Genomic DNA, 13,309 nt, shown 5'->3' on the forward strand with positions numbered 1-13,309 from the left:
CATCTTCTCTTCTCGATCAAAGTCAGACGGGGCCATGCTAGCGACGGATCTGGAGCAAAGAAAAATCGTTTATTTCTGACTGACAGTTCGGCAAAAACGAAGTGTCAGCGGAAAAACTCCCCCGGCGTCTCACCAAACTGCTGACGAAACGCGGTGATAAACGCCGAGGTCGAGTCGTATCCACAAGCCAGCGCAACGTCGGTCACACGCTCACCTTTTTCCAGCGGGGTCAGGGCGCCGAGCAAGCGCAAGCGCTGGCGCCAGGCGCGGAAGGTCAGGCCGGTGTCGCGCAAAAACAGGCGCGTCAGAGTCTTTTCGGTGACGCCGAATTTTTCGCCCCAGTGGCTCAGCGTGGTCTGCTGTTCCGGGTGTTGCTCCAGGCTCTGATAGATCTGCTTCAAGCGCGGGTCTTGCGGCAGCGGCAGCATCAGGTCGATGGTCGGCGCGTCGGCCAATTGATCAAGGATCACCTGGGCCAAGCGTCCGTCGGGGCCGCTTTCCTCGTATTCCACTGGCACCTGACTGAAGGCGCGGATCAACTCCCTGAGCAGATCGCTGACGCCGAGCACATGGCAATGTTCAGCCGCCCAACCGGTGACGCTGCTGTCGATGTACAAGCTGCGCATTTCCGTATGCGGTGCGCTGAACACCCGGTGCGGCACGCCGGCCGGAATCCACACCGCACGCTCCGGCGGCGCGACGAATCGGCCGGCGCTGGTCTGCACTTCGAGCACGCCCTGAATCGCGTAGGACAACTGCACCCACGGATGACTGTGGCGACGGGTGAGGGCGCGATTGGGCAGCGATTCGGTGCGTCCATACACGGGGCGCGGCAGGCTGGGCAGCCCGGGAACACTGCGGCGAACGCTTTTGGCATGTCCTTTAGGCGGCATCTTGCGGCTCTTCGGCGTTAGTCGGTAATTACCAGTCACGTTAGAGTCGTCGGCACGCACTGGCAACCCCCGGATGAATCTCATGACGCGCCCACGTTTTCTGCCCGATAACTTCACGCTGACCTTGATCGGCGTTGTGCTGCTGGCGAGCTTCCTGCCGGCCAGCGGCCAGGTCGCGGTCGGCTTCGGCTGGCTGACCAACATCGCCATCGCCCTGCTGTTTTTCCTGCACGGCGCCAAGCTGTCGCGCGAATCGATCATCGCCGGCGCTGGCCACTGGCGTCTGCATCTGCTGGTGTTCGGCCTGACCTTCGTACTGTTCCCGATCCTCGGCCTAGCGCTGAAACCGCTGTTGTCACCGCTGATCGGTGATCAGCTGTACATGGGCATGCTCTACCTCTGCGCATTACCGGCGACCGTGCAGTCGGCCATCGCGTTCACTTCGCTGGCGCGAGGCAATATTCCGGCGGCGATCTGCAGTGCGGCGGCGTCCAGTCTGTTCGGGATTTTCCTTACACCGCTGCTGGTGACGTTGCTGCTCAACGTCCACGGCGACGGCGGCTCCACCCTCGATGCGATCGTCAAGATCAGTGTGCAATTGCTCCTGCCATTCATTGCCGGGCAGATCGCCCGCCGCTGGATCGGCGCGTGGGTAGGGCGCAACAAGAACTGGCTGAAATTCGTTGATCAGGGCTCGATTCTGCTGGTGGTCTACGGCGCATTCAGCGAGGCGGTCAACGAAGGCATCTGGCAGCAGATTCCGTTGTTCGAGTTGCTTGGCCTGGTGGTGGTCTGCTGCATCCTGCTGACGTTGGTTCTGGTGGCATCAATTCTGTTGAGCAAAGCTTTCGGCTTCAATCAGGAAGACCGCATCACCATTCTGTTCTGCGGCTCGAAAAAGAGCCTGGCGACCGGCGTGCCGATGGCGCAGGTGTTGTTCGCCGGCAGCACCATCGGCGTGCTGATTCTGCCGCTGATGTTGTTCCACCAGATTCAGCTGATGGTCTGCGCGGTATTGGCCCAGCGCTATGCGAAACGACCGGAGTCGGTGCCGGATCTGATGGCGCAGGTTGATCCGTAAAAGCGCTTCACAGCCCCGAATACTTGACCGCCGCTGCCGCCCGCGTCGGCACATCCAGCGTGCGCAGCAATGAAGACACATGGATCCTCACCGTGAACGGCGAAATATCCAATTCACGGGCGATTTCCTTGTTGGTCTTGCCTTGCGCAATCAACCGCAGCACGTCCTGCTGACGCGGCGTCAGCGTCGTTGCGGTTTCCAGCGGCAACAAGCCGGACGGCGCCGACTTCACCAGCACCTCACCTTCACGGATCGCCAGAATCGCCTGGCCGATTTCATCCGGCGCAATGTTTTTGCCGATAAAACCGTCAATGCCCGCCGCCATGACTTCACTGATCAGCGCCTGATCGTCAACCATCGACACCACGATCAACGTGGTGCGCGGCAACTGTCGGCGCAAGTCGGCGAGCTGAGTGATGCAGGTCAGCCCGGGAAAACGCAGATCGAGCATCAGCGTGTCCGGCTCGTTGTCCGGCACCAGCAGCTTGAGCACGGTCTCGAAGTCGCCGGCTTCTTCAAGCAACATCTCAGGCAGCAAGCGCTGCACGGTGCGCAGCATTGCCTCGCGAAAGAGCGGGTGATCGTCGGCTATGATGATCCGGCACGTCATGATGCGACCCTCCCTGGGTCAGGCGTGATTCAAGGCCTGCACCTTAGCATCGGACGCGAAGGTTGCCTGTAGGCTGCTTCCGAAACTGCAATCGCTGCACAAGGACGTTTCCCATGAAGTTCGAGAAAAACACCGAACTCGACCAAGCCAACCTGCGCATTATCATCGCTGCCATTGCGGTGGTTTACATGGTCGTGCTGGGTTTTCTGCCGGGCCATCGCTTCGAGACCTACCTGCCGGTCATCACTTACATTGTCTTGTTTCTGCTGGCTTCGATCGCGTTCCGCCAAGCCATTGCGCGTTGGCCGGGGCATTACCCGGCGCGGCGGATTTTTGCCATGGTCCACGATTACACCGGTACCTGTTTTGGTTTGGTGATTGGCGGCGAGGCCGCGCTGCCGCTGTATGCGGTGATGGTCTGGGTCAACCTCGGCAACGGCATGCGCTACGGCTCGCGCTATCTGGCGATTGCCACCGGGCTGGCGCTGGTGGCGCTGCTGGTGGTCTATCGCTTGACGCCGTATTGGCAGGCGCAGCCGTTCATGGTGTTGATGCTGCTGATCACCAGCACGGTGATTCCGTTTTATGCGCACTTGCTGTTGGAGCGTACGCGCAAGGCGTCCGAAGAAGCGGTGGCGGCGAATCTGGAAAAGTCGCGCTTCCTCGCGCAGGCCAGTCACGACTTGCGTCAGCCGATTCACTCCATCGGACTGTTTACCGCGTGCCTGCGGGAGTCGCGCCTGGGTGATGAAGAGCGGCGGTTGGTCGACAACATCGACCGCTCACTGCTCAACGTCTCGCAATTGTTCCGCTCGATTCTCGACCTCTACACCCTCGATAACGGCCGGATTGAAGCGAAAATGCAAACGCTCAATCTCGGTGAATGGCTTGCGGACATCGTCTGCCAACATCAGGAAGCGGCACGTTGGGCGGGCGTCGAGCTGCGGCTGCGACCGTGCAACTACTGGGTCAGAACCGATCCGGCACTGCTGGCGACCATGGTGCAGAACGTGCTCTCCAACTGCTTCAAATACGGCGCGCAACGACCCGTGCTGATCGGCGTGCGTAAACGTGGGGCAGGGCTGGCCATAGTCATCTACGACCGCGGCAACGGCATTGCCGAAGAGCATTTGCACAAGGTTTTCGAGGAGTTTTATCGCGTGCGGCAAGTGCGCGACAAAGACGTCGAAGGCGTGGGGCTGGGCCTGTCGATCATCAAGCGTCTTGGTGAACTGATCGATGTGCACGTTGCTCTGCGTTCACAGTTGGGGCGCGGCACAGCTGTGACGCTTGCGGGGTTGCCGATCGTGGCGGCGCCGCAGTCACCGGTGGTTCGCAGTGAAGCGCGGCAGGTGGGTTTGTTGACGGGGCTGAAGGTCTGCTTGGTGGAGGATGATCGCAACGTGCTGCTGGCGACTTCGGCGTTGCTTGAACGCTGGGGCTGCGTGGTGCAGGGCGAGGGGTCGGCTGAAGATCTGGTCACCGACTGCGACATCATCGTCGCCGACTTTGACCTGGGCACTCACGCCACTGGCATTGAATGCATTGATGAAGTGCGCAGGCAGCGCGGCTGGGCCGTGCCGGCGATGATCATCACCGGGCACGACGTCGAGAAGATTCAGGCTGCCTTGCATGACCGCCAGATTGCGATTCTGTCGAAACCGGTGCGCCCGGCCGAGTTACGCGCGACGCTGCGCACCCTGCGTGATGGACAAGGCGAAGCGGTTGAACAGATGCTGTAAAGGCCGATGTAAACGGGCGGCTCAGGAGCTCGCCCGTTATTTCGCGGCGATTATTGTGGGCTGTTGAACTGGTCGGAATAGCTGCCGGTCATCAGCGCCGATGCCACGCGATCAGAACCGACTCCGACCCGGGAGTAGGCCACTCGGTTGACGCCGGTGCGGTCGGCGCCATCCGCTGCCAATGCTCCGGCACCGACACGATCAGCGCCATCGGCAGCCACTGCGCCAGCGCCGACGCGATCAGCGCCATCGGCAGCCACCGCGCCAGCGCCGACACGATCAGCACCATCGGCAGCCACAGCACCTGCGCCGACACGATCGGCGCCATCGGCAGCCACCGCCCCAGCACCAACACGATCACCCCCATCCGAAGCCAACGCCTGCGGTTCCGCCGCCAAGACATTCGGCACCACAACGCTGGCCGCTACCGCAAGAAGCACGCCTGACAACAACTTGTATTTCATGGTTTTCTCCACGACCCAGCAGCCAGAATGCGATGAGATGTCGTCCGTTGCGTATGCCCGGCGAAGTGACTCATTGGCTTGGGTTTTACCTGGTTGGCGAAAGGCACGGGCACACCGAGCGGCGTGCGGGTGTCGAGATAATCCTGATCGAGCCGATTGAGTATAGGATCGGCCTCGGGAACTGCCACGGCAGAAAGATCGACGGACAAAAAAAGACGAAGCCCGCATTGCGCGGGCTTCTTGGTGTGGAGCTGTTTACATTTTTGCCAGTGCCTGAGCCAGATCGGCGCGCAGGTCTTCAATGTCTTCGACCCCCACCGACAACCGCACCAGCCCATCGCCAATCCCCAGCTTCGCGCGGGTTTCCGGCGGGATGGTCGCATGCGTCATGATCGCCGGATGCTCGATCAGGCTCTCCACGCCACCCAGACTTTCCGCCAGTGCAAAGATCTGCACGTTCTCGAGAAAGCGCCGCGCACCGGCCAGGTCGCTGTTCAGGTCAACAGAAATCATCCCGCCAAAACCACGCATTTGCCGCTTGGCCAGTTCGTGCTGCGGGTGCGAGGTCAGGCCCGGGTAGTAGACGCGCTTGACCTGCGGCTGCTGTTCCAGCCACTGCGCCAGGTCCAGGGCGTTGCTGCAGTGACGTTCCATGCGCAGCGCCAAAGTCTTCACCCCGCGCAGGGTGAGGAACGCATCGAACGGCCCGGAAATCGCGCCGACGGCGTTCTGCAGGAAGCCGAGTTTTTCCGCCAGTGCGGCGTTCTGCCCGACCACGGCAATGCCGCCGATCACGTCGGAGTGGCCGTTGAGGTATTTGGTGGTCGAGTGCAGGACGATGTCGAAACCCAACTCCAGCGGGCGCTGGATGTAGGGGCTGGCGAAGGTGTTGTCGGCCACGCAGATGATCCCGCGCGCGCGGCAGATGCGCGCGATCGCGGCCAGATCCGACAGGCTCAGCAGCGGGTTGGTCGGGGTTTCGACCATGACCATGCGCGTGTCGTCCTGCAGCGAGGCTTCGAACGCCGACAGATCGGTCAGGTCGACGAAGCTGAAACGGTGCCCGGCACTGCGCTGGCGGACCTTGTCGAACAGGCGGAACGTGCCGCCGTACAAGTCATTGCCGGAAACGATGTGCGAGCCGGCGTCGAGCAGTTCCAGCACCGTGGAAATCGCCGCCAGCCCCGAGGCGAAGGCGAACGCGCGGGTGCCGCCTTCGAGGTCGGCGACGCAGCGCTCCAGGGCGAAGCGCGTCGGGTTGTGCGAGCGGCCGTAGTCGAACCCCTTGTGCACGCCGGGGCTGTCTTGCAGGTAGGTGGAGTTGGCATAGATCGGCGGCATCAGCGCGCCGGTGGTCGGGTCCGGCTCTTGCCCGGCGTGGATCACCCGGGTGGCGAAGCCTTGGGATTTATCGTCGTGCTGACTCATGCAAGGGATCTCCGTAATTGGTTGAGCATGTCGGTGCGGGTGATCAGGCCATGGAAGCCTGAAGCGTCGGCGATGATCGCGACGAGGCCACGGCTGAGCACCGATTCCAGCTCGGCCAGGCTCGCAGCCGGGGCGAGGGTTTGCAGTTTGTCGGTCATTACACTCGACACCGACTGGTTGAAACGTGCGGCATCTTCGTGGACGCCGAGGAGGATGTCGGACTCGTCGATCACGCCCACTAGTTGCTTGCCTTCGACCAGCACCGGCAGTTGCGAAACGTCCGCCAGACGCATGCGTTGGAAGGCCGTGAGCAGGGTGTCGTCCGGGCCGACGCTGATCACCCGGCCGTCCTCGAAACGCCGTGCGATCAAATCGCGCAGATCGCCGTAGCCCTTGCGCTGCAACAGGCCCTGATCGGTCATCCACTGGTCGTTGTAGACCTTCGACAGGTAGCGCGTGCCGGTGTCGCAGACAAAGCTGACCACGCGTTTCGGCTCGGTCTGCTCGCGGCAATAACGCAGCGCGGCAGCGAACAGGGTGCCGGTCGATGAGCCACCGAGAATGCCCTCGGCCTTGAGCAACTGGCGGGCATGATCGAAGCTTTCCGCATCGCTGATCGAGTAGGCGTGACGCACGCTGGAGAGGTCGGTGATCGACGGAATGAAGTCTTCGCCGATACCCTCGACCGCCCACGAACCGGGAGCCGGCAAGGTGCCGTCGCGGCTGTATTGCGCCATTACCGAGCCGACCGGATCGGCGAGGACCATTTCCAGATCCGGTTGCACGCGCTTGAAGAAACGACTCAGCCCGGTCAGCGTGCCGGCCGATCCCACGCCGACGACGATGGCGTCCAGATCATGTTCGGTCTGCGCCCAGATTTCCGGCGCGGTGCTGCATTCATGGGCCAGCGGGTTGGCGGGATTGTTGAATTGGTCGGCGAAAAACGCGCCGGGAATGTCCTTGGCCAAACGCGCGGCGACGTCCTGGTAATACTCGGGATGGCCCTTGCCGACGTCAGAACGAGTGATGTGCACTTCGGCGCCCATGGCCTTCAAGTGCAGGACTTTCTCGGTGGACATCTTGTCCGGCACCACCAGCACCACACGATAGCCTTTGGCCCGGCCGACCAGCGCCAGACCCAGACCGGTATTGCCGGCAGTGGCCTCGACAATCGTCCCGCCCGGTTGCAGGCGGCCGTCACGTTCCGCAGCGTCGATCATCGCCAGACCGATACGGTCCTTGATCGAGCCGCCGGGGTTCTGCGATTCAAGTTTGAGAAACAGCGTGCACGGTCCGGTATCGAAGCGGGTGACCTGCACCAGCGGAGTATTGCCTATCAGCCCAAGCACGGCAGGGCGTGATTCCTTCGACATTTCTTCACCTCTTTATGGTGTTGATCGCGTTCCAATCGCGGGGAAAAGACTCGCGTGCAACTTAGGCGCAGACATCCTCTCTCGCAACCTCTAATCCTTGGAAAATCCAGCCATTTGGATCTAACGATAGAACGAAAACTGGCATGTTGCCTTGAGGTGTCTGATCGTTCCCAAGCTCCGCGTGGGAATGCAACCCGGGACGCTCCGCGTCCCTACGCTCGGAAGATCGCAGCCTTCGGCAGCTCCTGCAGGGGCGTCTGTGCATGAGTAGAACTTGTGATGATCTGGAATTTATTGAGTTTGTTTCATCAGGCACGGTTCCCGACAATACCGCCATCGATTAAGCATCTGGAGTTGTTTGTCATGGCACTGGCCCATTCCCTTGGATTTCCGCGCATCGGTCGCGACCGCGAACTGAAGAAAGCGCAAGAGGCGTTCTGGAAAGGAGAACTGCACGAGGCGGGCCTGCGTGACGTCGGGCGTGAGCTGCGCAAGGCCCATTGGGACTTGCAGAAGAACGCCGGCATCGACTTGCTGCCGGTTGGCGATTTCGCCTGGTACGACCAGGTGCTGAGCCACTCGCTGATGTTCGGCGTGATCCCCGAGCGTTTCCGGCCGCACGACGGCAAAGCCACGCTGCACACCCTGTTCAGCATGGCCCGTGGCGTCAGCAATACTTGCTGCGGCGAAGGCCACGCTCAGGAAATGACCAAGTGGTTCGACACCAACTATCACTACCTGGTACCGGAATTCAGCGTCGATCAACAATTTCAGCTGGGTTGGGAGCAGTTGTTTGAGGAAACCGAAGAGGCTCGTGCGCTGGGGCACAACGTCAAACCGGTGATCCTCGGCCCGCTGACCTATCTGTGGCTGGGTAAAACCAAAGGCGCCGATTTCGACAAGCTCGATTTGCTTGATCGCCTGCTGCCGCTGTACGGCCAGATCTTCGCGCGGCTGGCGGCATTGGGTGTGGAGTGGGTGCAGATCGATGAGCCGATTCTGGTGCTCGATCTGCCGCAGGACTGGAAGAACGCTTTCGAGCGCGCCTACAACCAGATCCAGCGTGATCCGCTGAAAAAACTGCTCGCCACGTACTTCGGGGGCCTGGAAGAAAACCTCGGTCTGGCGGCGAACCTGCCGGTCGATGGCCTGCACATCGATCTGGTGCGCGCGCCGGATCAATACCCGACCATTCCGGATCGTCTGCCGGCCTATAAAGTGCTGTCGCTGGGTGTGGTCAATGGCCGCAACGTTTGGCGCTGCGATCTGCAAAACGCGCTGGCGACACTGCGTCATGCCCATGAACGTCTGGGTGATCGCTTGTGGGTGGCGCCGTCCTGCTCGTTGCTGCACAGCCCGGTCGATCTCGGCCGGGAAGACCAGCTCGATGCCGAACTGAAAAGCTGGCTGGCGTTTGCCGTGCAAAAGTGCGAAGAGGTCGCCGTGCTCGCCCAAGCGGTCAGCGAGCCGGAAGCGCCACAGGTACTGCGCGCCCTGGCGCAAAGTCGTTCGGTACAAACCAGCCGCGCCGCCTCGCCGCGTATTCATAAACCGGCGGTGCAAGCGCGGGTTGCGGCGATCACTGCCAAGGATGCGCAACGCCAATCGCCGTTTGCCCAGCGCATCGCCAAACAGCGCGGCAAACTTGATCTGCCGCTGTTTCCGACCACCACCATTGGATCGTTTCCGCAAACGGCGGCGATTCGTCTGGCGCGCCAGGCCTACAAGCAAGGCAAGCTCAGCGCGGCCGATTACACCGATGCGATGCACACGGAGATTCGCCACGCGGTGGAAATTCAAGAACGCCTCGGCCTGGATGTGCTGGTGCACGGTGAGGCAGAGCGCAACGACATGGTCGAATACTTCGCCGAACAGCTCGACGGCTATGCCTTCACCCGCTTTGGCTGGGTGCAGAGCTACGGTTCGCGCTGCGTCAAGCCAGCGGTGATCTTCGGTGACCTGAGCCGCCCGCAAGCGATGACGGTCGAGTGGATCTGCTACGCCCAGGGCCTCACCGACAAGGTCATGAAAGGCATGCTGACCGGCCCGGTGACCATGCTGATGTGGTCCTTCGCCCGCGAAGACGTCAGCCGCGAGGTGCAGGCTCGACAGCTGGCGCTGGCCATTCGTGACGAAGTGAATGATCTGGAAGCGGCAGGAATCAAAATCGTGCAGATCGACGAAGCGGCGTTCCGTGAAGGCTTGCCGTTACGCCGGGCGCAGTGGCCGGCGTATCTGGAATGGGCAAGCGCAGCGTTCCGCCTGTGCGCCTGCGGCGTGCGCGACGAAACCCAGATCCACACGCACATGTGCTACAGCGAATTCAACGATGTGATCGAGTCGATCGCGGCGATGGACGCCGATGTCATCACCATTGAAACCTCGCGTTCGGACATGGAACTGCTCGAAGCGTTTGAAGCGTTCGCCTACCCGAACGACATCGGCCTCGGCGTGTACGATATTCACTCGCCACGGATTCCCGATGTGTCGGAAATGGTCGGTTTACTGCGCAAAGCTGGGCAGCGTATTCCGGTTGAGCGGCTGTGGGTCAATCCGGATTGCGGGCTGAAAACCCGAGGCTGGCCAGAGACCGAAGCGGCGTTGGTGCACATGGTCAGCGCCGCGCGGCAACTGCGTAAAGAGTGGACCTGACCCTTTATCGCCCTGGAATACATAACCCTGTGGGAGCGAGCCTGCTCGCGAAAGCGGTGTGTCAATCGACACCATGTTGGATGACCTGACGCCTTCGCGAGCAGGCTCGCTCCCACAGAATTCACATTCCCCCGTCACTCACGGCAACACACAAATCCTTTGTGGGAGCGAGCCTGCTCGCGAAAGCGGTGTGTCAGCTACACATGCATCAAGCGACGAAGCGCAATATCGGTGCACCATCGAACGGGTCCGTCAGATAGTGCGCCCTGACCCCGAAAGTCGTCTGTAACCGCTCCGGCGTCAGCACTTGCAGCGGCTCGCCCAATGCCACCAGACGCCCGCGCTCCAGCACTGCCAGGCGATCGCATTTGAGCGCCTGATTGAGGTCGTGCAGAGCAATCAACGTGGTCACCGGCAGTGCGCGCACCACTTGCAGAATGCTCAACTGATGCTGGATATCGAGGTGATTCGCCGGCTCGTCGAGCAGCAGGATCTGCGGGCGCTGCGCCAGTGCGCGGGCGATGTGCACGCGTTGGCGTTCACCGCCGGAGAGGCTGCGCCAGAGGCGGTTGCGCAGGTGCACGGCGTCGACGTCGACCAGCGCTTGCTCGACGATGGCTTCATCGGCCGGCGACCACGGTTGCAGCGCCGACAGCCACGGCGTGCGCCCCAGCGCCACCGCGTCGAACACGCGAATGCCATCGTCGGTATCGGCCTGTTGCTCAACCACCGCGAGCGTCTGCGCGATAGTGCGCCGCGACATCTTGCCCAGCGTCCGACCGTCGAGCTGCACCTGACCTGCGCTCGGTTCGCGCAGCCCGGCGAGCAGTTTCAGCAAAGTGGATTTCCCCGAACCGTTCGGCCCGACAATGCCCAGGGTCTCGCCGCGCTGAACATCGAGACTGACACCATTGAGCAACTCGGCACCGCGCACTTTGAAGCCCACACCCGCACAACTCAGAACCGTGTTCATCGCGCTGATCTCCGTCCCACCAGAATCAGCGCGAATACCGGCGCGCCGACCAGCGCAGTGATCACGCCGACCGGGATCACCTGACCCTTGATCAGGGTGCGCGACAGCACATCGGCGGCAATCAGAAACACCGCACCGCCCAGCGCACTGGCGGGCAACAGACGCGCATGCCCCGTGCCGAGCAACAACCGCGCGGCATGGGGAATCACCAGACCGACAAAGCCGATCGAGCCGACAATCGACACCATCACCGCCGTCACCAGCGCGGCGCAGCCAATCAACAGAATCTGCACACGTCGCACTGGAATGCCGAGAGACGCCGCCGAGTCCGCACCAAAGGTGAACGCATCCAGTGCTCGCCGGTGCCACAGACAAACGACCAATCCCAATACAGCCACAGGTACTGCCAGCCACACCGACGGCCAGCGCACGCCGCCGAGATTGCCGAGCAGCCAGAACATGATGCCGCGCGCTTGTTCGGAGCTGGCCGAGCGGGTGATCAGAAAAGCGGTGAGGGCGTTGAACAGTTGCGAGCCGGCAATCCCGGCCAGAATGATCTGCCCGGTGCCACTGGCCGAGCCGCTGACCCGTGCCAACAAAATCACCAGTACGAACGCGGTCACCGCGCCGGCAAAGGCACCGACCGACAATGAAATCGCCCCGGCGCCGACGCCAAGCAGGGCGACCATCACCGCGCCAGTCGAGGCGCCAGCAGAAATTCCCAGCAGATACGGATCGGCCAACGGATTGCGCAGCAGCGATTGCAGGATCACCCCGCACGTCGCCAGGCCGGCGCCGCAGGCCGCCGCGACCAGCGCGCGGGTCAGGCGATAGTTCCAGACGATGCCTTCGTCGATCGGGTCGAGCACATAACCGGCGCCCCACAGCTTGTTGGCCAGCACCTGCAACACCACGCTCGGCTCGATCGAAGTCTCGCCAATGGCCACGCCGCCAATCAGCGCGACCGACAGCGTCAACAGCACCAGCAGCAAACGGATCAGGCGTCTGCTCATGGCGACAGGTCGTAGCCGTTGATGGCGCTGGCCAGTTGTGCGAGGCCGTCGAAGGTGCGCAGGCTGGCCTGCATGGCCATGGCGTCAAGGATGATGATGCGGTTGTGCTTGACCGCGTCTATGTTGCGCGTCACCGGATCACTGCGCAGGAAGGCGAGTTTCTTCTGATAGTCGTCCGCCGGGAAACGTCGACGATCCATGCGCGCGATCACCAGAAACGTCGGGTTGGCCTTGGCGATGGTTTCCCAGCCGACGGTTGGCCATTCTTCATCCGACTCGACGACGTTGCGCACGCCGAGGGTGCTGAGCATGAAATCGGGAACGCCTTTGTGCCCGGCCACGAACGGCTCGATGTCCATCTCGGCGCTGGAGAACCACACCAGGGCGCTGACGTCTTTGCGCTGCTGCTTTTTCGCAGTGGCGATCGACTGCGCGAGGCTGGCTTTGAGCTGCTCATTGAGCTGCTCGCCACGCGCCTGCACATCGAAAATCGCCGCCAGTTGGCTCACGCTTTTGTAGATGCTGTCGATTCGAAACGGTGCCAGCCGCGTGCCGTCCGAGCCGACGAGGTTGTCCTTGGCTTCGCAATCGGAGGGCAGCAGATAGGTCGGAATCTTCAGTTCATGAAACTGCTCGCGGGTGCCGACCGCGCCTTGCGGGCCGACCATCCATTCCAGCTCGACGGCGACCAGTTCCGGGCGTTTGGCGATCACCGCTTCGAAACTCGGCTCGTTGTCGGCGAGGCGCTCGATCCTGTCGTTCTGCGCTTTGTATGTGCCCAGCACGTCGTTGAACCACAGCGAAGTGCCGACGACTTTGTCGCCCAGACCCAAGGCGTAGAGCATTTCGGTGCCGGCCTGGCCGATGGTCACCGTGCGCGCAGGCGCGTGCTGAAAGGTCAGGCTGCTGCCACAGTTTTCCACGGTCAGCGGATACGCAGTCGGCGTCGCTTGCGCCAGGGCGCAAAGGCTCAAAGCGGTGAGCAGGGTGGCAACGCGGGGCAGCAGCATGGGGCAGTCTCCAGGAGAACCGTACGGGAGCAGGCGGGTACGGTTGGAAACACACCTCGGGCGCGGTCGT

Annotated in this window: 10 protein-coding genes and 1 pseudogene; 3 read left to right on the top strand and 8 right to left on the bottom strand. The window is 62.0% G+C overall.

Features of this window, described 5'->3' with window-relative positions; genetic code table 11:
• Nucleotides 1-104: 104 nt before the first annotated feature.
• Nucleotides 105-893 (bottom strand): AraC family transcriptional regulator, encoded by a 789-nt coding sequence (locus V8J63_RS26650; RefSeq protein ID WP_336464898.1) that lies wholly within the window; start codon nucleotides 891-893, stop codon nucleotides 105-107.
• 82 nt (nucleotides 894-975) lie between these two features.
• On the opposite strand from V8J63_RS26650, the gene V8J63_RS26655 reads away from it, so the two are divergent.
• Nucleotides 976-1,974: a bile acid:sodium symporter family protein gene (locus V8J63_RS26655; RefSeq protein ID WP_041480047.1), complete on the top strand. Its 999-nt coding sequence runs from the start codon at nucleotides 976-978 to the stop codon at nucleotides 1,972-1,974.
• 7 nt (nucleotides 1,975-1,981) lie between these two features.
• Here V8J63_RS26655 and V8J63_RS26660 read toward each other — a convergent pair whose 3' ends face one another.
• Complete coding sequence (locus V8J63_RS26660) at nucleotides 1,982-2,584, bottom strand: LuxR C-terminal-related transcriptional regulator (protein ID WP_110603702.1); 603 nt, start codon at nucleotides 2,582-2,584, stop codon at nucleotides 1,982-1,984.
• Nucleotides 2,585-2,697: 113 nt separating this feature from the next.
• Here V8J63_RS26660 and V8J63_RS26665 point away from each other — a divergent pair, with 113 nt between their 5' ends.
• The gene (locus tag V8J63_RS26665; RefSeq protein ID WP_336464899.1) at nucleotides 2,698-4,326 is read left to right on the top strand and encodes an ATP-binding response regulator; all 1,629 of its coding nucleotides are present in this window, start codon (nucleotides 2,698-2,700) and stop codon (nucleotides 4,324-4,326) included.
• Between the two features lie 50 nt (nucleotides 4,327-4,376).
• Here V8J63_RS26665 and V8J63_RS26670 read toward each other — a convergent pair whose 3' ends face one another.
• The 3 genes from V8J63_RS26670 to V8J63_RS26680 form a co-directional block, all read right to left on the bottom strand.
• Nucleotides 4,377-4,790 (bottom strand): hypothetical protein, encoded by a 414-nt coding sequence (locus V8J63_RS26670; protein ID WP_336464900.1) that lies wholly within the window; start codon nucleotides 4,788-4,790, stop codon nucleotides 4,377-4,379.
• 255 nt (nucleotides 4,791-5,045) lie between these two features.
• Nucleotides 5,046-6,218: a cystathionine gamma-synthase gene (locus V8J63_RS26675; protein ID WP_336464901.1), complete on the bottom strand. Its 1,173-nt coding sequence runs from the start codon at nucleotides 6,216-6,218 to the stop codon at nucleotides 5,046-5,048.
• A complete protein-coding gene (locus tag V8J63_RS26680; protein WP_197892588.1) occupies nucleotides 6,215-7,591 on the bottom strand; it encodes a pyridoxal-phosphate dependent enzyme in 1,377 nt (458 codons plus the stop codon). The genes V8J63_RS26675 and V8J63_RS26680 overlap by 4 nt, the downstream gene beginning before the upstream one ends.
• A gap of 363 nt (nucleotides 7,592-7,954) precedes the next feature.
• On the opposite strand from V8J63_RS26680, the gene metE reads away from it, so the two are divergent.
• A complete protein-coding gene (gene metE, locus V8J63_RS26685) occupies nucleotides 7,955-10,243 on the top strand; it encodes a 5-methyltetrahydropteroyltriglutamate--homocysteine S-methyltransferase (RefSeq protein ID WP_336464902.1) in 2,289 nt (762 codons plus the stop codon).
• Nucleotides 10,244-10,451: 208 nt separating this feature from the next.
• Here the strand turns inward: metE and V8J63_RS26690 are convergent.
• The 3 genes and pseudogenes from V8J63_RS26690 to V8J63_RS26700 all read right to left on the bottom strand — a co-directional run.
• Nucleotides 10,452-11,120, bottom strand: a pseudogene (locus V8J63_RS26690) (ABC transporter ATP-binding protein); the annotation flags it as partial.
• Nucleotides 11,121-11,212: 92 nt separating this feature from the next.
• Nucleotides 11,213-12,229 carry a FecCD family ABC transporter permease gene (locus V8J63_RS26695; protein ID WP_130888544.1) on the bottom strand — a complete coding sequence of 339 codons (1,017 nt, stop codon included), beginning with the start codon at nucleotides 12,227-12,229 and terminating at the stop codon, nucleotides 11,213-11,215.
• Nucleotides 12,226-13,239, bottom strand: a complete 1,014-nt coding sequence (locus tag V8J63_RS26700) for an ABC transporter substrate-binding protein (protein ID WP_130888543.1) — start codon at nucleotides 13,237-13,239, stop codon at nucleotides 12,226-12,228. The genes V8J63_RS26695 and V8J63_RS26700 overlap by 4 nt, the downstream gene beginning before the upstream one ends.
• Nucleotides 13,240-13,309: the final 70 nt, after the last annotated feature.

It is taken from the genome of Pseudomonas sp. CCNWLW23 (assembly GCF_037095675.1).
Taxonomy (GTDB): domain Bacteria; phylum Pseudomonadota; class Gammaproteobacteria; order Pseudomonadales; family Pseudomonadaceae; genus Aquipseudomonas; species Aquipseudomonas atacamensis.

What these genes read in the sequence shown, in the direction of transcription:
- V8J63_RS26650 (WP_336464898.1), bottom strand. Translation starts at nt 893, where the DNA reads ATGCCGCCTAAAGGACATGCCAAAAGCGTTCGCCGCAGTGTTCCCGGG.
- V8J63_RS26655 (WP_041480047.1), top strand. Translation starts at nt 976, where the DNA reads ATGACGCGCCCACGTTTTCTGCCCGATAACTTCACGCTGACCTTGATC.
- V8J63_RS26660 (WP_110603702.1), bottom strand. Translation starts at nt 2,584, where the DNA reads ATGACGTGCCGGATCATCATAGCCGACGATCACCCGCTCTTTCGCGAG.
- V8J63_RS26665 (WP_336464899.1), top strand. Translation starts at nt 2,698, where the DNA reads ATGAAGTTCGAGAAAAACACCGAACTCGACCAAGCCAACCTGCGCATT.
- V8J63_RS26670 (WP_336464900.1), bottom strand. Translation starts at nt 4,790, where the DNA reads ATGAAATACAAGTTGTTGTCAGGCGTGCTTCTTGCGGTAGCGGCCAGC.
- V8J63_RS26675 (WP_336464901.1), bottom strand. Translation starts at nt 6,218, where the DNA reads ATGAGTCAGCACGACGATAAATCCCAAGGCTTCGCCACCCGGGTGATC.
- V8J63_RS26680 (WP_197892588.1), bottom strand. Translation starts at nt 7,591, where the DNA reads ATGTCGAAGGAATCACGCCCTGCCGTGCTTGGGCTGATAGGCAATACT.
- metE (WP_336464902.1), top strand. Translation starts at nt 7,955, where the DNA reads ATGGCACTGGCCCATTCCCTTGGATTTCCGCGCATCGGTCGCGACCGC.
- V8J63_RS26695 (WP_130888544.1), bottom strand. Translation starts at nt 12,229, where the DNA reads ATGAGCAGACGCCTGATCCGTTTGCTGCTGGTGCTGTTGACGCTGTCG.
- V8J63_RS26700 (WP_130888543.1), bottom strand. Translation starts at nt 13,239, where the DNA reads ATGCTGCTGCCCCGCGTTGCCACCCTGCTCACCGCTTTGAGCCTTTGC.